The sequence below is a fragment of the Serratia sp. AXJ-M genome, from assembly GCF_046531865.1.
Classification (GTDB): domain Bacteria; phylum Pseudomonadota; class Gammaproteobacteria; order Enterobacterales; family Enterobacteriaceae; genus Serratia; species Serratia liquefaciens.
On record NZ_CP059394.1, the window covers coordinates 4,688,952 to 4,707,106 of the forward strand.

At 56.6% G+C, this 18,155-nt stretch carries 23 protein-coding genes; 5 read left to right on the forward strand and 18 right to left on the reverse strand.

Going from position 1 to position 18,155, the window contains the following annotated elements; translation table 11 throughout:
* Window positions 1–91: 91 nt before the first annotated feature.
* From dagF to H0S68_RS21920, 8 genes are all read right to left on the reverse strand, one after another.
* Window positions 92–832, reverse strand: coding sequence for a 2-dehydro-3-deoxy-phosphogluconate aldolase (gene dagF / locus H0S68_RS21885; protein ID WP_128864526.1), 741 nt, complete (start codon window positions 830–832; stop codon window positions 92–94).
* Window positions 829–1,947 (reverse strand): DgaE family pyridoxal phosphate-dependent ammonia lyase, encoded by a 1,119-nt coding sequence (locus H0S68_RS21890; RefSeq protein WP_020831886.1) that lies wholly within the window; start codon window positions 1,945–1,947, stop codon window positions 829–831. Before H0S68_RS21890 ends, dagF begins: the two co-directional genes overlap by 4 nt.
* On the reverse strand, window positions 1,931–3,070 hold the full coding sequence (locus H0S68_RS21895; RefSeq protein ID WP_410529018.1) for an amidohydrolase/deacetylase family metallohydrolase: 1,140 nt from the start codon (window positions 3,068–3,070) through the stop codon (window positions 1,931–1,933). The genes H0S68_RS21890 and H0S68_RS21895 overlap by 17 nt, the downstream gene beginning before the upstream one ends.
* Before the next feature lie 66 nt (window positions 3,071–3,136).
* Window positions 3,137–3,787 carry a DUF4310 family protein gene (locus H0S68_RS21900; protein WP_017894152.1) on the reverse strand — a complete coding sequence of 217 codons (651 nt, stop codon included), beginning with the start codon at window positions 3,785–3,787 and terminating at the stop codon, window positions 3,137–3,139.
* An 11-nt stretch (window positions 3,788–3,798) separates the two neighbouring features.
* Entirely contained in the window at window positions 3,799–4,575 is a 777-nt protein-coding gene (locus H0S68_RS21905; protein WP_012147073.1) for a DUF4311 domain-containing protein, read from the reverse strand.
* 30 nt (window positions 4,576–4,605) lie between these two features.
* Window positions 4,606–4,902 (reverse strand): DUF4312 family protein, encoded by a 297-nt coding sequence (locus tag H0S68_RS21910; protein WP_020831890.1) that lies wholly within the window; start codon window positions 4,900–4,902, stop codon window positions 4,606–4,608.
* Window positions 4,902–5,267, reverse strand: a complete 366-nt coding sequence (locus H0S68_RS21915; RefSeq protein WP_012147075.1) for a glycine-rich SFCGS family protein — start codon at window positions 5,265–5,267, stop codon at window positions 4,902–4,904. Before H0S68_RS21915 ends, H0S68_RS21910 begins: the two co-directional genes overlap by 1 nt.
* A 35-nt stretch (window positions 5,268–5,302) precedes the next feature.
* Window positions 5,303–5,650, reverse strand: a complete 348-nt coding sequence (locus H0S68_RS21920) for a glycine dehydrogenase (protein WP_041415017.1) — start codon at window positions 5,648–5,650, stop codon at window positions 5,303–5,305.
* A gap of 425 nt (window positions 5,651–6,075) precedes the next feature.
* On the opposite strand from H0S68_RS21920, the gene rnk reads away from it, so the two are divergent.
* The gene (gene rnk / locus H0S68_RS21925) at window positions 6,076–6,486 is read left to right on the forward strand and encodes a nucleoside diphosphate kinase regulator (protein WP_020831894.1); all 411 of its coding nucleotides are present in this window, start codon (window positions 6,076–6,078) and stop codon (window positions 6,484–6,486) included.
* Between the two features lie 39 nt (window positions 6,487–6,525).
* On the opposite strand, the gene H0S68_RS21930 is transcribed toward rnk, so the two are convergent.
* Window positions 6,526–7,314, reverse strand: a complete 789-nt coding sequence (locus H0S68_RS21930) for a sulfite exporter TauE/SafE family protein (protein WP_046372548.1) — start codon at window positions 7,312–7,314, stop codon at window positions 6,526–6,528.
* Window positions 7,315–7,434: 120 nt separating this feature from the next.
* Here H0S68_RS21930 and H0S68_RS21935 point away from each other — a divergent pair, with 120 nt between their 5' ends.
* Window positions 7,435–8,220 carry an AraC family transcriptional regulator gene (locus tag H0S68_RS21935; protein ID WP_046372547.1) on the forward strand — a complete coding sequence of 262 codons (786 nt, stop codon included), beginning with the start codon at window positions 7,435–7,437 and terminating at the stop codon, window positions 8,218–8,220.
* Here the strand turns inward: H0S68_RS21935 and cybC are convergent.
* Window positions 8,217–8,603 carry a cytochrome b562 gene (cybC, locus tag H0S68_RS21940; protein WP_115060628.1) on the reverse strand — a complete coding sequence of 129 codons (387 nt, stop codon included), beginning with the start codon at window positions 8,601–8,603 and terminating at the stop codon, window positions 8,217–8,219. The genes H0S68_RS21935 and cybC overlap by 4 nt on opposite strands.
* A 192-nt stretch (window positions 8,604–8,795) precedes the next feature.
* Window positions 8,796–10,136, reverse strand: coding sequence for a metalloprotease PmbA (gene pmbA / locus H0S68_RS21945; RefSeq protein WP_020831900.1), 1,341 nt, complete (start codon window positions 10,134–10,136; stop codon window positions 8,796–8,798).
* Window positions 10,137–10,313: 177 nt separating this feature from the next.
* Here pmbA and yjgA point away from each other — a divergent pair, with 177 nt between their 5' ends.
* Window positions 10,314–10,862 carry a ribosome biogenesis factor YjgA gene (yjgA, locus tag H0S68_RS21950; RefSeq protein ID WP_020831901.1) on the forward strand — a complete coding sequence of 183 codons (549 nt, stop codon included), beginning with the start codon at window positions 10,314–10,316 and terminating at the stop codon, window positions 10,860–10,862.
* 30 nt (window positions 10,863–10,892) lie between these two features.
* Here the strand turns inward: yjgA and H0S68_RS21955 are convergent, their stop codons facing one another.
* The 5 genes from H0S68_RS21955 to aaeX form a co-directional block, all read right to left on the reverse strand.
* Window positions 10,893–11,192 (reverse strand): barstar family protein, encoded by a 300-nt coding sequence (locus H0S68_RS21955; protein ID WP_122080306.1) that lies wholly within the window; start codon window positions 11,190–11,192, stop codon window positions 10,893–10,895.
* A 5-nt stretch (window positions 11,193–11,197) separates the two neighbouring features.
* Entirely contained in the window at window positions 11,198–11,647 is a 450-nt protein-coding gene (locus H0S68_RS21960) for a ribonuclease (RefSeq protein ID WP_020831903.1), read from the reverse strand.
* A gap of 243 nt (window positions 11,648–11,890) precedes the next feature.
* Window positions 11,891–13,858 (reverse strand): p-hydroxybenzoic acid efflux pump subunit AaeB, encoded by a 1,968-nt coding sequence (gene aaeB, locus H0S68_RS21965; protein WP_020831904.1) that lies wholly within the window; start codon window positions 13,856–13,858, stop codon window positions 11,891–11,893.
* Window positions 13,858–14,793 carry a p-hydroxybenzoic acid efflux pump subunit AaeA gene (aaeA, locus tag H0S68_RS21970; protein ID WP_020831905.1) on the reverse strand — a complete coding sequence of 312 codons (936 nt, stop codon included), beginning with the start codon at window positions 14,791–14,793 and terminating at the stop codon, window positions 13,858–13,860. Before aaeA ends, aaeB begins: the two co-directional genes overlap by 1 nt.
* A 7-nt stretch (window positions 14,794–14,800) precedes the next feature.
* The gene (gene aaeX / locus H0S68_RS21975; protein WP_004936952.1) at window positions 14,801–15,004 is read right to left on the reverse strand and encodes a p-hydroxybenzoic acid efflux pump operon protein AaeX; all 204 of its coding nucleotides are present in this window, start codon (window positions 15,002–15,004) and stop codon (window positions 14,801–14,803) included.
* A gap of 440 nt (window positions 15,005–15,444) precedes the next feature.
* Between aaeX and aaeR the strand changes: the two genes are divergently transcribed.
* Window positions 15,445–16,356: an HTH-type transcriptional activator AaeR gene (gene aaeR, locus H0S68_RS21980; RefSeq protein ID WP_041415021.1), complete on the forward strand. Its 912-nt coding sequence runs from the start codon at window positions 15,445–15,447 to the stop codon at window positions 16,354–16,356.
* Here aaeR and H0S68_RS21985 read toward each other — a convergent pair.
* On the reverse strand, window positions 16,319–16,696 hold the full coding sequence (locus H0S68_RS21985) for a hypothetical protein (protein ID WP_128864525.1): 378 nt from the start codon (window positions 16,694–16,696) through the stop codon (window positions 16,319–16,321). The two genes, aaeR and H0S68_RS21985, sit on opposite strands and share 38 nt — an antisense overlap.
* On the reverse strand, window positions 16,693–16,974 hold the full coding sequence (locus tag H0S68_RS21990; RefSeq protein WP_410529019.1) for a zinc ribbon domain-containing protein: 282 nt from the start codon (window positions 16,972–16,974) through the stop codon (window positions 16,693–16,695). Before H0S68_RS21990 ends, H0S68_RS21985 begins: the two co-directional genes overlap by 4 nt.
* Before the next feature lie 214 nt (window positions 16,975–17,188).
* Here H0S68_RS21990 and H0S68_RS21995 point away from each other — a divergent pair, with 214 nt between their 5' ends.
* Window positions 17,189–18,133 carry a nucleoside hydrolase gene (locus H0S68_RS21995; RefSeq protein WP_116691080.1) on the forward strand — a complete coding sequence of 315 codons (945 nt, stop codon included), beginning with the start codon at window positions 17,189–17,191 and terminating at the stop codon, window positions 18,131–18,133.
* The last annotated feature ends 22 nt before the right edge of the window (window positions 18,134–18,155 follow it).

Consider the following 18,155-nt stretch of genomic DNA (forward strand, 5'->3'; position numbering starts at 1 on the left):
AAGCCAGAGGGGAAAGATAGCGGCGCGGTGTGCCCGCGCCTGGGGATACAGAGCCTGCGCCTCCCTGCCTTACGTCATCCGATAATGTGCTTTAACCCACCATCTTTTTGGTGGTCACCAGCAGGGTTTTCACGTCCTGTGGGCGGGTGTTACCGGTGCTGGAGTCGATGATTGAGCTATAGATGTGCGGGATCACGCGCTTCACGCCGGCAGCCAATGCGATCTCGACGATCGGCTCGAAGTTTTCCAGATCGATACCGCCGGTCGGTTCCAGCATAAAGTCATGCTCGGCACAGGCTTTGGCGACATACTCGTATTCCTCTCTGCATGCCAGTCCGCCCATCGGGAAATATTTGATTGAGCTACCGCCCATGTCTTTCAACAAGGCGATGGCGGTTTCCACCGGCACAATGCCGTCCGGCGCGGCAGCGCTCAGCGGCCCCGTCGAAATTTTTACCCAGCCAACGCGGCCGGTTGGCGACACCAGACCGTTCACCACGCTGTCATTCTGCCCCAGCAGCGCACGGCTAGCGCCCACGCCGGTAAACACCTGATTGACGTGCTGCGGCTGTACCCGCTGGGAAATCAGGCTGACCATCGCCGATTGTTTAGGATCGCCTGCGCCCAAGCCTACCGACAGCGCATTTTCTATCAGACGCGCATAACGCTGCATGTCCGCAACTGCACTGTCGACGTCCGGGTAGTTCTTGGAAAGCACCCCCACCAGCACATGCCCTTCTGCCGCCGCATAAATCTCCTGCGCGTTGTCTTTCGAACCGGCCAACACGTTGAGGCACACGCGATCGCGATAGTAGTTAGGTTGCAGCTTCATGCTTGTTTCTCCGTGAACAGATTTTTAATACAGGTGAAAACGGTCATCAGCTGTTGCTGATCAACGCTGCGCACGTCCACTTCAATCTTGCCTTCGTTAGCTTTATAGCCACGGAAGTAGATAGCGATCTCGCCGGTTTTCAGCGCCTGCACAATGTCGTAGGTCGACCATCCCAGCACCGCTTCGTCGAACGTGATTTCTGCCCGTGCGATATCACGCCCGGCGCTGTCCCAAACGGTTTTGGCACTGATACCGGTCAGGGTATTCAGACTGTCGATAAACGGCGTCATTCTTTCAACCATCTGCTGCCCGGTGGTTTTCTCCAGCCGCAGGTAGCTTTCTATCGCCTGCGTCAGGCCGAGGATGCCCTCTTTGCCGACCTTCATCGCCCGGCCGATACCGCCGGTTTGCAGCTTCACCCATTCGACGTACTGTTTCTTGCCAATCACCAGACCGCTGGTCGGGCCTTCGATGGCCTTGGCGCCGCTGTAAACCACCAGGTCGGCTCCCATCTGGTAGTAGCACAGCAGATCTTCTTCCGCCGCGGCATCGACGATCAGCGGCAGGTTATGTTTGCGCGCCACCACCACCGCCTGCTCAACGGAAAGAATGCTTTTCTGCACGCAGTGGTGTGACTTGATATAGAGGATCGCCGCCGTTTGCGGCGTAATGCAGGCCTCGAGCTGCTCGGCGGAACACTCGTTGGCGTAACCGGCTTCAACCACCTTACCGCCACCCAGCGCCACCATGGTATCGACCGGCGCACCAAAGTTGACGTTATGACCGCGCGGCAACACGATTTCGCGCGGAACGGTAATAGGTGCGGAGTGCAGGTTCACCAACAGGTTGGCGTTGTCTTTGACGATCAGCGCCGCCACTGACTGGGCAATGCCCGCCGAGGCGCAGGAAACCACCACCGCGCTTTCGACATTCAGCAAATTGGCGATGTAAGCGCCGGTTTTGTCGACCAGATCCTTGATTTCGAAGTAGTGGTTCATGCCGTAATCCACGGCATCAATGACGTCCTGGCGCGGCGTAGACACGCCGAGTGCAGTCATGCGACCTGAAGTGTTGATGACCTGTTTTAAATTATATTTTTCATAAATCGAAGACATGAGCGGCTTTCCCTTCATCGGTTAATAGGATTTCCCCGGCCACCACGGCGGCCAGCGGAACCAGCAATTGTTGGCCCTCGGCCGACTGCCCTTCTGAATCGGCGAACACCTGTGGCCCCTGACGGAGCTCGAACAGCGTGAAATCGGCATCGCAGCCCGGTTCTAGTCGCCCCTTATGGGACAGGTGCAGCGCCGAGGCGGCATTTTCCGTAACGCAGGCAATCACCTGCGGCAGCGATAACCCAACGCTGAAGAATTTGGACATCACCGTCGCCAGGCTGTGTACCGGCCCGGCCATCCGGTTGCGGCAGTAGATATCGGAGCTGATGGTATGCGGCAAAATGCCGAGCGCTATCGCCTGGCGCGCCACCTCGAAGCTGAAGCTGGCGGTGCCGTGGCCAACATCCAGCAGGACGCCGCGCTTTAGCGCGCGCTGGATAGACTCACGCAGCGTGCCCGCCGGCGTCAGAATGCGATTCGGTTTGCCGTTGTAGCAGTGAGTGATAATGTCGCCACGGGTTAGCAGATCGGCTATTTCATCCAGATCCGGCGGGTTATTGCCGATATGAACCATCAACGGCAACAGGTTATTTTCTTGCTGGATCTCTTTGGCCAGCACCAGCGGCCGGATGCCGTTCTGGCCAACGACGCTGCTGCTCATGCGCGCCTTGATGCCGATGACAAAACCGGCATGTTTGTCGATCGCCCGGCTGACTTTCTGTTTGTCGATGTCTGCCAAATCAGCCAGTTCGTTCTGACGCAGCAGGCCGATGCGCGAAATGTTCAGGAAGGCGAAAACGTTGGTTTTGCTGCTGCGCGTCAGCGTATAAAACGCATCCACGTCGTCGGTGCCGGTGCTGCCGGCATCCACCACCGTGGTGACGCCACAGGCCGTCCCGACCAAGTCCGGTTGGTCATGGTAAATCGGCGAAGAGGGGTAGCAGTGCACGTGGGAGTCGATCCAGCCGGCGCTCAGGCGGCAGTTACCCGCCAGATCCAGTTTTCGATGGGCGTGGACGTCATCGGCCAATTGCCCCACTTCGGCAATCTTGCCGCCTTTGACCGCCAGATCCACCAGCCGATCATCCGCCAGTCTGGCGCCTGTGATTACTAAGTCATACATACCGCATTACTCCTTTTACAGCCTGGGGACGGCACCCGGTACCGCCCCCAGCAATCACGTTCGTGATTAGGCGATAGCTACCGGGAAAATGGCCCCTAACAGCATCGCACCGAGGATCGCCCCACCGGTGATCGGCTTATTCCAGATATAGAACAGCAAGGCGCCAAGCAGCGAGCCGATACCGATCGGAATGGAAGCGGTCATCGCCGACAAGATGATCAACGGCCCCAGGAAACGCCCCGAGGAGTTACCGGCGCCCATCATCACGTCCGCCCCGTAGGTGGAGTTGCTCTGATTGATGGTAAATTTACGCGCCAAAATGATCAGGTAGCCAATCGCCAGGCCAATCACCAGGCCGGTCACCAGCGAGGCGGCAAAGTTAGCGACCGGGAAAATGATTCCCGCCCCCAGCAGCAGCGCTGGAACCCCCAGCCCCACGCCGGTCTGGATCGCACCGCCGATGTCCAGGATCCCCACCAGCGAACCTTCAATGATGCGCGCAAACAGGAAGCTGGCCCCGAAGGCCGCCACGGCACCGTAAACGCCAGTGTCCATTCCCGCACGCAGCATGGAAACAAAGGCCACTTCGTTAAACGCGCCGATGCCGTACAGGTAGTACATATGCGTTCCGGCGAACACGCCGGAGGAAAGCAGACCGACAAAAATCGGGAATGACCAGTCGGCATACCAGAAGCCTTTTTGGGTTTGTTCTTCCATTATCCAGCTCCTTATTTACCGCTCAGGGTGTTGTGAATGGCGTCCAACCAACCCGGCACGCCAAGGCTGAAGGACTCGAGGACTTTCATGTCGAAGCCGCGGAAGAACCCGCTCAGCACGAACAGCAGCACGATCACCGCCATCATGATCTTGGTGATTTTGTTCCAGCCGCTCTCTTCCACGCCTTTACCGATCAGGATGCCCAGCACCAGCCCCGGTACGGCGTTGCCCATAATCAGCTGCGCCAGGCCGCCGAAGATGGTGCCCCAGAAGCCGGAACGGCGTCCGGCGTCGATCGCCGCCAGCCAGAAGATCACCGGCATCACGGTATTCACCAGCAGGTTTGCTGCCGGCACCAGCACCTTGATCGCCGTCACCTGCAATGCGGCAGGCACGGCGGAAGCGGTGGTATTCAGGAATGCCACAACCAGCATGCCGATGATGCCGCAGGCGATAGCCATTTTTTTCGGATCGTGCAGCGTTTGCGCCAGGTTGCGGTTTTTGACCATCAACGCAGCCGCGCCCCAGTGTGGAATAATGCGGTGGTCAACGTCCTGCGTGAAGGCCCCTGCTGCCACGGAAGACGCCCAGGCGTTGAAGAAGAAGCCCAGACCGAATGAGAAGTGGGAAGCCGGGTCACCCTCGCAGGAGTTCAACTCGCCCAAGGTGCGGAAAGCTCCCATGCCCTGTGTCGTCGGAGCATGGAACATACGTGCGGCGCCGGCCCCTACGCCAACCCCCACCAGTCCGCCGATAATAAGCGACTTAAATAAGATGATTAAAAACATCAGTATACCCTTTGATTTATGCTAACGTTTTTATTTCGCGACGAAGACAACTTTTTCTGTATTGATCATTGTCACGTTCACGGTTATTTCCAGAGCCACGAAGTAGCTTTTTCTTTCGCGCGGCAGAAAGAAAAACAGAAACTTTTCTTTTGTTATTTTCTCTTCTGCTTTTAATACGCTGACATCCTGCGGTTCAATACGCAGCAGAATATTACCGGTGGATTTTAATACCGCGCCCTGCACATTGGCCAAGGCGGAAGCAAAAGCTTTCGCTTTGCTATCGCCCTTACCCTCCACCTTTACCGACGTTGTATATTGTTCTTTCATTACGGGTTGCCGTGTTTTTTGACGTAGGCTTCAACCAGTCTTTGACCCAGCTCTTCTTTATCCATAAAACCAAAACCCAATACGGTGCAGCCTTCGTTTATTGCCGTCACGCCCTCATCAATGGAACGCATGCCGTATTTGGCTTTGTAGCCATATTTAGTCTGGGCGGTAATGGCCCCGGCGCCGCCGCTGCCGCAGAAAGAAATCCCCAGTTGCGCGCCTTCCGCTTTCATCACGTCACCCAGCTTCATGTCGGCCGCCACACCGGGGATCACGATGGCTTTTCCGCCTGCGTTTTCAATACCCTGACCCACTTTCTGACCTTTACCCAAACGATCGCCAATCACTACGGTAATCTGACCCATGGTATTTTCTCCTGATTAATTTAATTCGGTAAAAGCTATTGGTTATTATCTTTTGCCACTTCAAAATGGACGGAAAGCAAATAAGCCTCTTCAATCGGCAGAGTGGTAAATTGGTCGACTACCCGCTCCGCCATTTGCATGGATTCCGCCGAGATCTCGTCAAACAGTGATTTATCGACTTCCGGTAATGGCTCGCCGGTTATTGAGCGCAACACCATGGCGCGAATATGCGACTCCAGCATCTGTTGCTGCACCGCATTGGTATAAATATCTTCGGCGTTTAGCATGGCGGTAATATCAGCCAGCACCCGTTCGGTTATCGCCCCGGCCGTGCTGACGTCAGGTTGTTCACTATTTTCTCTCGCAGCAGATCCATCATTCACTTTTCAGTACCCCTAGATCCAAACATGATTCCGTAAGTCGCACAGCACATCACCTGAATAAGCCGCCTTCTCTGGTGCCTTTACCCTAACCCCGGAGCGATATTCTGTGTACTCTGTTTTTTTCCAGTTGAAAGTGGAAATTCAATGACCGTCAGGGATCCATTTCGCAAAATAAGCATCTGCCAGATAATTCAATTAGATTACAAAAAGATATCGCCACAAAAGGTTTCCAGTTGAGCCAAGGGAGGTGAAAAGCTTCGTGATCGGGATCTCTTTCTTTTCCCGGCTTAACCGCCTACTATCGGTAAGACAATTCGACATCAACAACACCCCCGTACCTCTGGCGCGGGGGTTTTGCTTTTGTGCTGTTTTTCCGAATTTATGGGCGCGTTACCCGACGCCTTTTGATTTGACTGGAGAGTGGAATGACCAAGCCAACCATTACTATTAATGAGCTGGATGCGGAACGCCTGGATGCGCTATTGGAACAACCGGCCTTTGCCAACACCGATGTCGCGGCTGCGCTGAACATCGAGCTGGATCGCGCCGAAATTCTGCCGCCGTCCCAGATCCCGGCCAACGTAGTGACCATGAACAGCCGCGTACGTTTCCGCGATCTGCACACGGCAGAAGAACACGTGCGTACGCTGGTTTACCCGGCTTCGCTGAAGGATAGCCACGAACAGCTGTCGGTGATGGCGCCGCTGGGCGCAGCGCTGCTGGGCATGCACATCGGCAACCAGATTACCTGGCAGTTGCCGAACGGTGAAGAAGCGCGTATCGAAGTGCTGGAACTGTTGTACCAGCCGGAAGCGGCGGGTGAATACCACCGCTAAGCGGTTTTCAGGGCGGTGACCAGCCGCCCTTTCTGTCTCTTACACACCGATGGCGATCAAAACCAGGATCAGCAACAGCACGTAAATTCTGGCATGCAGCCGATCATTGACCTTCGGCAGCCACTTCCTGGCAACCACCGTCCCCACGACACCGCTCGTCACCAACTGCCCGAGCAGGGCCAGATTGACGTAACCCAGATAGTGCGGCCCTGTCATTTCCCTCCATCCCAAACCGACGTACATCAATGCCCCCACGACGGCGACAGGGATCGACAACGCATTGGCCGAACTGACGCAATGCCGCATCTCGAACCCATGGCGACGCAACAGAGGCACCGTCATCACGCTCCCCCCTACGCCGAGCAGGGTCGCGATGACACCAATCAGCGGGCCGCCGATCAACAGAGTCGATGGTGAAAGTGCAGCGCGTACCGGCTTAACCAAAAACCCCGGCCTGAACAGACAATCCGCAATCGTCACCAGGATGTAAATCACAAACAACAAGCGCACCGTGCCGTCCGCCAACAGGCTGGATGCAAAAGCCCCCAGCACCGCCCCCATCCCGATATAAAAAATGAGCGGAACCAGAGTTTCACGCAGCAGGTTGCCACTGCGCCACTGGGCAAAAGTGGCGTAACCTGCCGTGAAAATCATCACCGCCGTCGAGGTGGCCACTGCGATATGCATCGCCTGACCAGGCTGTTCCCCCGAGGCGATCACCAGATGGTAAACCAGTGGCACCACCACAAAACCACCGCCAAAACCGAACACGATGGTCGTCATACCGGTAACAACGCCGGTCAACAGCACGAAAATAATATCCACCATAGCCGCAGGCGCTCCTGAGTAAAGATGTCGAGCGGCAGCATAAAACACCGGCTTTTGGCTTGCTTCATATCAAAGGCCAACTATCATTGCGTTTCGGCCAACTGTTCAGCGAAAAGCTTTATGCGCAATCGACATATTGACGATCTCGACTCGGTGCAAAGGCCCGTGATTGCTATTGGCACCGACTACCCAAGGGGTTACCTGCTGCCTATGCACCAACATCGGCGCGCTCAATTGCTTTACGGCGCCACCGGGGTAATGCACGTGTTCACCCGTCAGGGGAACTGGATTGTGCCGCCTCAGCATGCGGTGTGGCTGCCCCCACAGATGGCGCATGAAGTAAGAATGGTCGGCGTCACGACCCGCAGCCTGTACATTGAACCGGCCGCGTTGTTGGTTGACCCACCACAGGATTGCCAGGTGGTCAGCGTAACGCCGCTGATGCGCCAACTGTTGATGGCCGCCGTCGATATGCCACTGGATTACGATGAGCAAGGCCGGGATGGCGCGCTGGTTAGCCTGCTGCTGCATGAGCTGGCCAATCTACCGCCTCTGCCGTTGCATATCCCCCTGCCGGCGGACCGGCGGCTGAGCGAACTCTGCCAGCAATTCCTGCAACACCCTGACGCGCACGATTCACCTCAGGCATGGGCTTCGCGGCTGTATATGAGCATCCGCAGTTTCAGCCGCCTGTTTCGCGCTCAGACAGGAATGTCCTTCTCACAATGGCGTCAGCGTGCCTGCGTGGTGTTGGCGCTGGCCCAATTGGCCGAAGGCAGCAGCGTGACGCAGGTGGCTCTGGAATTGGGGTATGAAAGCAGCGCGGCGTTTGCCACCATGTTTCGCCGCGTGCTGGGGCAGGCGCCGTCCTGCTATCTGGCTTCAGAACGGCGCGAAAGGGGTTAGCGGAACTTCTTGTGGTTAGCGTCGCGGGTTTGTTTGAAGCCCTGCGCGACCTGCTTGGCTTCGGCCAGCTTGCCCTGGTTGGCCAGCGCCAGCGATTGGTCGATCTGACCGATCAGCGTGTCCAGCCCGTGGTGGAAATCTTTTATCTCCGGGCTATCGGCCGCTTTGTCCTCCAGCTTGGGCGGCGTGCTTTGCTTTGCATCCACTGCGGCGGCGCGCATGTTCTGCAAACTTTGCTTCAAGGTATCCGTGGAGTCAGTGCTCAGCACCGTTTTGTAATTGCCTGCGATGGTATCCATATCGTCGGCCAGATCGGCCGCGACCGCCAGTGAACTGGCGCCCAGCAGCGCCAGCGCCATCAGCGCTTTCAGTTTGTTCGACATGCTTGCTCACCTTCCAGTTATTGTTTTAGTGGTCCCCTTTTAGGGCCGTGCGCCGTCATTGACCACGCCATGACGCAGCACAGCCTAAACATAGGCAAGGGAGCAGAAAACCGAAACCGGAGATTTGTAAGCAAGGTTAAAACAGAGGAAGGGGAAACGGCTGGCAACGGGAGCGGCCAGCCGTGGCGAACATTATTGACCGGCGATTTTCATGTCCGGCAGTAAAACGGAGCCGCACTGAATATTGCTGCGGGTTTCGATGTCGCTGCCCACGCTGACAATGTTGCGCAGCATATCCTTGAGGTTGCCGGCGATGGTGATCTCGCTGACCGGATACTGGATCTCGCCGTTTTCCACCCAGAAACCGGCGGCGCCACGCGAATAGTCACCGGTAATACCGCTAACGCCCTGGCCCATCAGTTCTGTCACCACCAGGCCCGTGCCCAGTTGCTTCAGCATGCCGGCAAAGTCATTACCCTGCCCGGCAATGCGCCAGTTGTGAATACCGCCTGCGTGTCCGGTGCTGTGCATACCGAGCTTGCGGGCCGCATAGCTGGTCAGCAGCCAGGTTTGCAGTACGCCATCTTTAACGATGTCGCGCCGTTGGGTGCGTACACCTTCGCTGTCGAACGGCGTGGAAGCCAGGCCTTTCAGCAGGTGCGGGTGTTCTTCAATGGTCAGCCAGTCCGGCAAGATCTGCTTGCCCAAAGAATCCAGCAGGAAGGTGGATTTACGGTAAACGCTGCTGCCGCTGATGGCGCCAACCAAATGCCCGAACAGGCCGGTCGCCACTTCGGAAGCGAACAGCACCGGGGCGGTCATGGTAGACAGCTTGCGCGGTGCCAGACGCGACAGCGTGCGGCGGGCACATTCCTGACCCACCCATTCAGGGCTTTCCAGATCGCCCATCGCACGGCCGATGGTATAGGCGTAGTCGCGCTCCATATCGCCATCCTGCTCGGCAATCACGCAGCTCGACAGCGAGTGCCGGCTGGAACAGTAGCTTTGCAGCATGCCATGACTGTTGCCGAACACCTTGATGCCGTAGTGGCTGTTAAAACTGCCGCCTTCGGTATTGGTGATGCGCTTGTCAGCCGCCAGCGAAGCCTGCTCTGCGCGAGCAGCCAATTCGATACCGCGTTCGGCGTCCAATTCTGCCGGGTGGAACAGATCCAAGTCCGGTGCATCAAACGCCAACAGGTCCTTTTCCGCCGGGCCGGCGTTCGGATCTACCGAGGTGTAACGGGCAATATCCAGCGCCGCCTGCACGGTGCGGGCAATGGCATCCGGGCTGAGATCGGTGGAAGAAGCGCTGCCTTTGCGTTGCTGGTGATAGACGGTAATGCCCAACGCGCCATCGCTGTTGAACTCAACGTTCTCCACTTCGCCAAAGCGAGTGCTGACGCTGATACCGGTAGATTTGGTCACGGCAACTTCTGCCGCATCAGAACCGGCGCGCGCCAGTTCCAAAGCCTGTGAAACGGCCTGTTCCAGCGCCTTGCGCTGTTCTGCAACTTGAGTGACTACTTTCATCAATCTGCCATACTTAATCAGAAAATCGTTGAGAAAAGTGCCGTGGCGGCGTGGTTGCGCGCGGAGTCACGCGCAAAAATCATGTGATTTATACTTTTGAGTCTAACAGGAACCGCGTGGAATTTCGCATAAAGCCGGCAACCTGTTAGGATTAGCCTCTTTTTAACGGAGCCTACCATGAACAAACAGCCTGAAGACTGGCTCGACGATGTCCCGGAGAACACGGACGAGGACGATGACGAGATTATCTGGGTCAGTAAAAGTGAAATTAAACGTGATGCCGAAGCCCTGAAAGACCTGGGGACCGAACTGGTCGAACTAGGTAAAAACGCGCTGGAACGCATCCCGCTGGACGAAGATTTGCGCGCCGCAGTTGAGCTGGCGCAGAAGATCAAGAAAGAAGGCCGCCGCCGTCAGCTGCAGCTGATTGGCAAAATGCTGCGCGCCCGCGATGTAGAGCCGATCCAAACCGCACTCGACAAGCTGAAGAACCGCCATAACCAACAGGTTTCGCTGTTCCACAAGCTGGAAGCGCTGCGTGACCGTCTGGTGGAAGAAGGTGATGACGCGATCCCGTCGATTCTGGCGCTGTATCCGGAAGCCGACCGCCAGCAGCTGCGCTCACTGGTGCGTAACGCACAGAAAGAGAAAGCCGCTAACAAGCCGCCGAAAGCTTACCGTCAAATTTTCCAATACCTGCGCGATCTGGCCGAAACCGCCGAATAATCGCCGCCGTCACCACGGGATGAACCCGATTCATCCCCGGTGATGTGCAGGTTCACCGCTGCTTTCACGGATATTGAAACGCAGGCTGCCTTCCAGTTCTTCTTCCGCCTCTTCAAACAACAGGATAATCGCACCAAAGCGACGTTTGCTGCGGGCGTTGAGATGGGTAAACTCAATCTCGACCGGCAGGCCGATATCCGCCGTGACCACGTCCCACAGCGCGTCAAGATTGGCACCAAAAGCCTCATCCAGTGCAAACTTATGCGCAAAAACGCGGTAAAACGCCGGCAGATCGCTAATCTGATTAAAATCGAACTCTACTTTTGCCATCAAGCTCACTCCACCCGAATGAAGTTTTTATAATGGTCACGCGTGACAAAAATCAGGCCATCACTGGAATACAGCAGGCGATCGGCACCACGCCGGCCGCATTGGTAATTGATATCCGCCTCGCGCCATACCCGGCTGCGGGCCGCAGGCAGTTGTCCTTCACGGTTTGAGAAACGGTCGCCACCAATTGCCTTGCCCGGCAGCACCGAACACAGGTTGCCGTTACGTGCATCCCATCCCTGCTCGCGCGCCTGTTTTTTGGTGATGTAATAGTCCGGCAGCCGCTGATGCTGCTGCAGGTAGCTCACCACCCTTTTCTGCTGCGTCAGTTGGTCAATACTCTGGCCTTCGGCCACCGCCGGTACGTTGGTAATCGCCCGATCGTTACCACGCAGTGCGCTAAAACCGGCTATCACAATGGCGATAACTACCGCCACGAGGATCCGCTTATTCATTGCTGTCCCTGAATTATGGCCGACAAGGGTGCACCGGCACCCATGCTAGTTGGATTTATAGATGAAGAGGATGAAGCAGAGATGACTGGTATGTAACGTTTTCACTTCAGGGAAACCACGCCCCACAACCTGCAACACCCATTCAAGCTAATCATGCCATTGTGCAGCGCGTCTGGCACTCAGTGCAACTCTGAAACAGGCCTCTATCAGGCAAGTATAGCCCCGGCAGGGGCGTTTGGCGTATCAGTCGATCAACGCGTGGCGGTAGCGATGCAGCATGCCGGCCAGGCGTTTTACCGGATCGGTAACGCTGAGCGGTGCGTGATAATCCACCAGCTTTTGCTGATAGTCATTCATTTCGTCCAGCAGCCGATCGTAATAGTAAGCGCGCTTCACGTCGTTCTTGGCCGAAACCACATGATCGGCAGTGTTGCGAATCTGCTTGTGGAACGCCGAAAGTTCCTCGCTAACCGGGATCTCCGCCCGCTGCATGCGCTGATGAGCAATGATCAGGTTCAACGCCAGCCGGTATTTGGCAATGTCGTTCGGGAACATCATCAGCAGTTGGTTAAGCTGCTGATACAGCGCCGGCAGATGGTTTTGCCGACGGCGCGACGCCTTGGTGGTCAGTGCCGATACTGCGCTGCTGACAAACTGGTTCAGCAGCGTGCGGCCGGTGCGCTCACGTGAATTATCGCGGATCAGCAACAGCACCATCAACCCCACGCAGCTACCGAGGAACTGGCCAAGCGCACCGTCGAGAAACTGAGTGACGTTGAATTCCATCGGGTTACTCAACACCAAAATGTTGATGGTCCCCGCCAGCAGACCAAGCGAACCCAGCCGCCTTTTCTGCACTTCGATACCGATGAAAAACGCCAGCAGCCCCAGGCTGAGACACAGCAGCAAAATGCTTTGCTGGGTCGCCGGCAGGATCACCATAAAGAACAGCGAACCGACCGGGATTGCCGCCAGCATGCCCAGCACAAAATCCATTGCGACCATACGCGGCGCGGGGGTACGCATCGCCAGCGAGGTGATCACCGCAATGATCACCATAAAACCGCTGCCGGAGGTCCAACCGGTCCACAGCCACAACAGGCTGCCGAAGGTCGTCGCCACAAAGGTACGCAGACCGTTGATCATCGCGTGATGACCTTCCGCCGACGTCGGTTTGATCACCACCTCACTGCTCAGCACACTTTCTTCCACCGCACTGATGCTGCTGTTGGTGTGCACGCCTTTAGCCAATAACAGATAACGCGTGGCCGCCCCGACCCAACTGCTGATGGTCAGCAAGGTTTCGTCGGTGCGGTTGGTGGTCAGCACCTGGCGCAACAGCTTCATGCGCTTGTGAATTTCCTGCGGGGTATCCGCCGGCACCATCAGCAGTTCGCGAATATTCTCTTTCACCGCATCCGGATGATTCAGCAGGATTAAATACGTCTCGCAGGCCTGGGTAATCAGCGTCAGCGACAGCGTATGCAACGCCTGAACACGACGGTTCACCTTTTGCCAGCGTGAAGACTCCATCATCAGGTTGCTGCGCATGCCGTTCAGCGCAGTGGTGCTTTTCACCAGGTTGCTCCAGGCGCGGTCAATGTCTTCTTTCTCGGCATCGCTGATGCACATCTGCATCAAGCGGTACTGATCCACCAACAGTTGATCCACCGCGCGATCGATATCCTGCTTGATCGATCGCGGCGAGAACAACAGATCCGCCAGCACTGCGCTGACGATCCCCAGCACGATCTCGCTGCAGCGCTCAATGGCGAACTGCGGCGCTTCCAGCAGGTGGGATTCGCTGGTGGCGACCGTCACGATAATGATCAGCGCGGTATAACCGGCCAACCCCCAGGCGTAAGAATTCTCGACTTTAATCAGCGAGGACAACCAGGTACAAAAACCGGCCCAGATACAGCACAACAACAGCATCACAACGGGCGCACGCGCCGTAGTGACGATAATCGCCAGACCGACGAAACACCCGATAAAGGTACCGATGATACGCAGCCAGCCGCGGTGGCGGATAGCGCCGGAGAAGGGTTCGCCACCGGCGGCAAAGGCCGGGCCGGCGGCCACGATGGCGGCGGTCATCGCCGACCAACGTGGCGTTTCCAGATTGAGGTGGAAGCCGACAAACAGGGCAAACACAATGGCAAAGCTGAGCTTGAAGGCAAATCTCAGCCTGATAAAGGTTGGGTTATTCATTAACCGAACTCACGCAGCCGATGCATCAAACGCACAAAAGGCGAGCCGCTGTCGGTAGCGCGATCGTTCTTGCCGGTGATCACCACGGTAGCCGTGGTACCTGCCGGGTACGGATGCAATTGGTCTTTGTCATCCAGCAGAATTTTCACCGGCACGCGCTGTGCCAGGCGCACCCACTCCAGGTTGCTGTCGATCGACGCCAGCCCTTTGCTGTTCACGGTGCTGCTGCTGTTATTGACGGCGGCAGCCACGCTGTCGACGGTGCCATGCATGATACGGTTACTGCCCAACGGGGTAATTTCCGCACGATCGCCTTTGTTCAGACCATGCAGCTTGGTTTCTTCCAGATAGGCCAAAATATAGAAACTGTTTTTCTTCACCAGCGCCACAGCGACTGAACCGCGGGTAATGTACTCACCGGCATGCACGTTCAGGTTTGTGATCCAGCCATCGGCCGGTGCGCGCACCGTGGTACGTTCCAGGTCCAGCTTCGCCAGTTCACGCGTCGCTACAGCCTTCGCCAACTGATGTTCTACGGTTTGCAGAACGTTATTCGCCTGGTCTATTTCTTCCTGCGACATCGCCTGCACGCCCAAGCGAACACGACGGCCCGCCTCCCTTCTTTTTTCCGCTGCCAAGGTCTGGTAGTAGGCCACGTCGGCGTTAGCTTCCGCCAGAGCCTGCTGGTAGCGCGGCTGGTCGATCACCAACAGCACCTGCCCTTTCTTGACCAACTGGTTATCCACCAGCGGCACGTCGGTCAGCAGCCCGGTAACGTCCGGCGCTATCGCCACCACGTCGGCAGTAAACTTGGCATCACGCGTCCAGGGGGACTCGGTGTAAAACACCCAGGCTTTGAATACGGCGACGATCCCCAGCAGGACCAGAATCAGAGTGATCGCGATTCGGGTTATTTTTATTGAAAAATTTTTCACAGCGACCTCAAACGAAAAGACATGAAATCAGATAGAACAAACAGCAGTACAGCGCGGTATTGAACAGCGCTGGATGCCAGACAAAATCGTAGATCCCGGTAGGCTGCAGCAGGCGGCGCAGCAAGAAAAACAGCGCCAGCGAGACCAGCAACTCAAAAAATACCGGGGGGAACGACAGTCCGAAAATGACCATAACCGGAAGCAAACTCATCAATTTTTCCTTATTACTCACTGCACCGGGCGTAACCCTTTATACCCGTCATCTTTCAAGTTGCAGCGCTGTTATCTGCACTCGCTCACCCCAGTTACTTACAAAAGTAAGCGCCTGGGGTGAGCGAGCTGGTCGCCTAGCTGCAACTTGAAAGCTATAGGGTATATTTCATTCACATTCTCTTTACATTTTAGCCGACACGCACCACAAATTCCGCCCCAGACAGGTTGTCCAGGCCACGAACCTGAAAAAAAGGTAAACTCTGGAACGTACATCCGCGATAGGGAATGCGAGGATACCGGAGGGATCGGCCACGACGTCGGCGCCGATCGCACTCGCGCGTTGATAAGGTCTTTCCACCCGACCCCGTTATATTAGCGTGCTTACTATCAACTCATCAACAATCTGTGATCTAAATCACTTTTAAGCCAGAGTGAATAATGGAACGATTAAAACGGATGTCGGTATTCGCCAAAGTGGTTGAATGCGGGTCATTTACTGCGGCGGCGCGCCAACTCGATATGAGCGTTTCGTCTATCAGCCAGACCGTCTCCAAACTGGAGAATGAGCTGCAGGTTAAACTGCTTAACCGCAGCACCCGCAGCATTGGCCTGACGGAAGCCGGAAAAATCTATTACCAGGGTTGTCGTCGCATGTTGTTGGAAGTGAGCGAGGTGCACGAACAGCTGTACGCGTTTAACAATACCCCGACCGGCACGCTGCGCATTGGCAGCTCGTCCACCATGGCGCAAAACGTGCTGGCGACCATGACTGCCGATATGTTGAAGGAATATCCTGGCCTGACGGTGAACCTGGTGACCGGTATTCCGGCGCCGGACCTGATTGCTGACGGGCTGGACGTGGTGATCCGTACCGGTGCGCTTCAGGACTCCAGCCTGTTCTCCAAACGTCTGGGATCCATGCCGATGGTGGTCTGCGCCGCCAAAAGCTATCTCAGCCAGCACGGTACGCCGCAGAAGCCCAGCGACATGGTCAACTTTTCCTGGCTGGAATACAGCGTGCGGCCGGATAGCGAATTCGAACTGATCGCCCCCGAAGGCATAAGCACGCGTATTGCGCCGCAGGGACGTTTTATCACCAATGATTCACAGACCATGATCCGCTGGCTGAAAGCCGGAGCCGGCATCGCCTATGCGCCGCTGATGTGGGTGATCGAAGAGATCAAACGTGGTGAGATCGAGATCCTGTTTAAAAGCTATCATGCGGATCCTCGCCCGGTGTACGCGGTGTACACCGAGAAAGATAAGCTGCCGCTGAAGGTGCAGGTGTGCATCAACTACCTGAGCGATTACTTCAAGCGCGTGGCGGAAGTTTATCAGGAGTATCGCTGAGCAAAATACGGCGTGCCAACGCGCCAAGCAACAACAAGGCCAGCATGCCCAGCCCCCAAACCAGCCAGACAAGATACCCAGCCCAGGTGATCAACTGCGGGAAATAACTCGTCAGCCAATCCCCCAGTTGCTGCAACAACGGTAACCAGCTTTCCAACAGCGCCTGCGGCACCAGGCTAAGCAACCCCGCCAACGGGGGCGCCAGCTCCGCAGAACCCCTTTGTGCCAGCCCCGTCAACGACGGCAGCCAGGCCAACACGCCGGAAGCTCCCCAGGCCAGCAGCGTCCATAACGTCATGGCCGCCAACAGGACGACCAGACTCCATCCTGATTTGGTCATGGTTGCCCTCCGCTGACCGCCGTACCACACTGCTGGCAGAAACGGCTCCCCGGCGGCAGCGGCACCGAACACCCGCGGCAGGACGCTGACTCCGTTTCGAAAGGTTGGCCGCAGCGGTGGCAGTAACGGGCACCGGGCCGGTTAGGCACCTGACATTGCAGGCACTGCGGGCCCTGATCGCCATGCTGGTTATAACGGTTACCATGGTGTCCGCCCCCGTGCCGCGAACGTGAGTGGCCACCACCAAAGCCACCTTGTCCCAAAAGCTTTTTCAACATGCTCATCGCTCTTCACCTCTCTGCTGTACGCCAGGACTCAATGTAAACCCTGGAGTAAACTCCAGGGTAAAGCGCTGCGAGAAGGATTTACGTTTAATTACATCCTAAGATCAGCAACGCTTTGATGTGGCTAGCAAAAAGCATCATCTGTCATTACCTGGCCTGCTGCCGGTGCGCTATGCTGCGGAGACCTCTCCCTGCATCAGGAATAAAAATGAAAAAAATCATACTGGACTGCGATCCGGGGCATGACGATGCTATCGCCATGCTGCTGGCCTGGGGCAATCCGCAGATCGAGCTGCTGGCCGTCACCACCGTGGTGGGCAACCAAACGCTGGATAAGGTGACCCGCAACGCGCTGGCTGTTGCACGTATCGCCAATATCACCGGCGTGCCCTTCGCCGCCGGCTGCCCACGGCCGCTGGTGCGGCAAATCGAGGTTGCGCCCGATATTCACGGCGAGTCAGGCCTGGACGGCCCGGTTTTACCTGAGCCAACGCTGACGCTGGAAACGCGACACGCGGTAGATTTGATTATCGACACCATCATGGCCCATCCGCCAGGCAGCGTGACGCTGGTCCCCACCGGCGGCCTGACCAATATCGCCATGGCAGTTCGTAAAGAACCACGGATTGCCGAACGGGTGAAGGAAGTGGTGCTGATGGGGGGTGGCTACCACGTGGGTAACTGGAGTGCGGTAGCGGAATTCAATATCAAGATTGATCCGGAAGCCGCGCACATCGTTTTTAATGAGAAATGGCCGCTGACCATGGTCGGGCTGGATCTGACCCATCAGGCGCTCGCCACCCCAGAGGTGTGTGCACGGATTGCCGCCATCCACACCGGACCAGCCAGGTTTGTCGGCGAATTGCTCGAGTTCTTTGGCAAAATGTACCAGCAGGCGCAGGGGTTCAGTGCACCGCCGGTGCACGATCCCTGTGCGGTGGCTTACGTTATTGCCCCCGATGTGATGACGGTGCGAAAAGTCCCGGTAGATATCGAACTCACCGGCACCCTGACACTGGGCATGACGGTAGCCGATTTCCGCACAGCACCACCGCCCGACTGCCATACGCAGGTAGCAGTAACGCTGGATCAGGATAAATTCTGGGGTTTGGTGGTGGATGCTCTAGAGAGGATTGGGGACGTGAAGATTTAATAAACGGTTAACAAGCCGGGCA

Coding starts and splice junctions, on each gene's coding strand:
- H0S68_RS21900 (WP_017894152.1), bottom strand. CDS start 3,787: ATGGAAGAACAAACCCAAAAAGGCTTCTGGTATGCCGACTGGTCATTC.
- H0S68_RS21890 (WP_020831886.1), bottom strand. CDS start 1,947: ATGTCTTCGATTTATGAAAAATATAATTTAAAACAGGTCATCAACACT.
- yjgA (WP_020831901.1), top strand. CDS start 10,314: ATGAACAAACAGCCTGAAGACTGGCTCGACGATGTCCCGGAGAACACG.
- H0S68_RS21960 (WP_020831903.1), bottom strand. CDS start 11,647: ATGAATAAGCGGATCCTCGTGGCGGTAGTTATCGCCATTGTGATAGCC.
- H0S68_RS21905 (WP_012147073.1), bottom strand. CDS start 4,575: ATGTTTTTAATCATCTTATTTAAGTCGCTTATTATCGGCGGACTGGTG.
- H0S68_RS21915 (WP_012147075.1), bottom strand. CDS start 5,267: ATGGGTCAGATTACCGTAGTGATTGGCGATCGTTTGGGTAAAGGTCAG.
- H0S68_RS21955 (WP_122080306.1), bottom strand. CDS start 11,192: ATGGCAAAAGTAGAGTTCGATTTTAATCAGATTAGCGATCTGCCGGCG.
- aaeX (WP_004936952.1), bottom strand. CDS start 15,004: ATGAGTTTGCTTCCGGTTATGGTCATTTTCGGACTGTCGTTCCCCCCG.
- rnk (WP_020831894.1), top strand. CDS start 6,076: ATGACCAAGCCAACCATTACTATTAATGAGCTGGATGCGGAACGCCTG.
- H0S68_RS21990 (WP_410529019.1), bottom strand. CDS start 16,974: ATGTTGAAAAAGCTTTTGGGACAAGGTGGCTTTGGTGGTGGCCACTCA.
- H0S68_RS21910 (WP_020831890.1), bottom strand. CDS start 4,902: ATGAAAGAACAATATACAACGTCGGTAAAGGTGGAGGGTAAGGGCGAT.
- H0S68_RS21995 (WP_116691080.1), top strand. CDS start 17,189: ATGAAAAAAATCATACTGGACTGCGATCCGGGGCATGACGATGCTATC.
- H0S68_RS21930 (WP_046372548.1), bottom strand. CDS start 7,314: ATGGTGGATATTATTTTCGTGCTGTTGACCGGCGTTGTTACCGGTATG.
- H0S68_RS21985 (WP_128864525.1), bottom strand. CDS start 16,696: ATGACCAAATCAGGATGGAGTCTGGTCGTCCTGTTGGCGGCCATGACG.
- pmbA (WP_020831900.1), bottom strand. CDS start 10,136: ATGAAAGTAGTCACTCAAGTTGCAGAACAGCGCAAGGCGCTGGAACAG.
- cybC (WP_115060628.1), bottom strand. CDS start 8,603: ATGTCGAACAAACTGAAAGCGCTGATGGCGCTGGCGCTGCTGGGCGCC.
- H0S68_RS21895 (WP_410529018.1), bottom strand. CDS start 3,070: ATGTATGACTTAGTAATCACAGGCGCCAGACTGGCGGATGATCGGCTG.
- aaeR (WP_041415021.1), top strand. CDS start 15,445: ATGGAACGATTAAAACGGATGTCGGTATTCGCCAAAGTGGTTGAATGC.
- H0S68_RS21935 (WP_046372547.1), top strand. CDS start 7,435: ATGCGCAATCGACATATTGACGATCTCGACTCGGTGCAAAGGCCCGTG.
- dagF (WP_128864526.1), bottom strand. CDS start 832: ATGAAGCTGCAACCTAACTACTATCGCGATCGCGTGTGCCTCAACGTG.
- aaeB (WP_020831904.1), bottom strand. CDS start 13,858: ATGAATAACCCAACCTTTATCAGGCTGAGATTTGCCTTCAAGCTCAGC.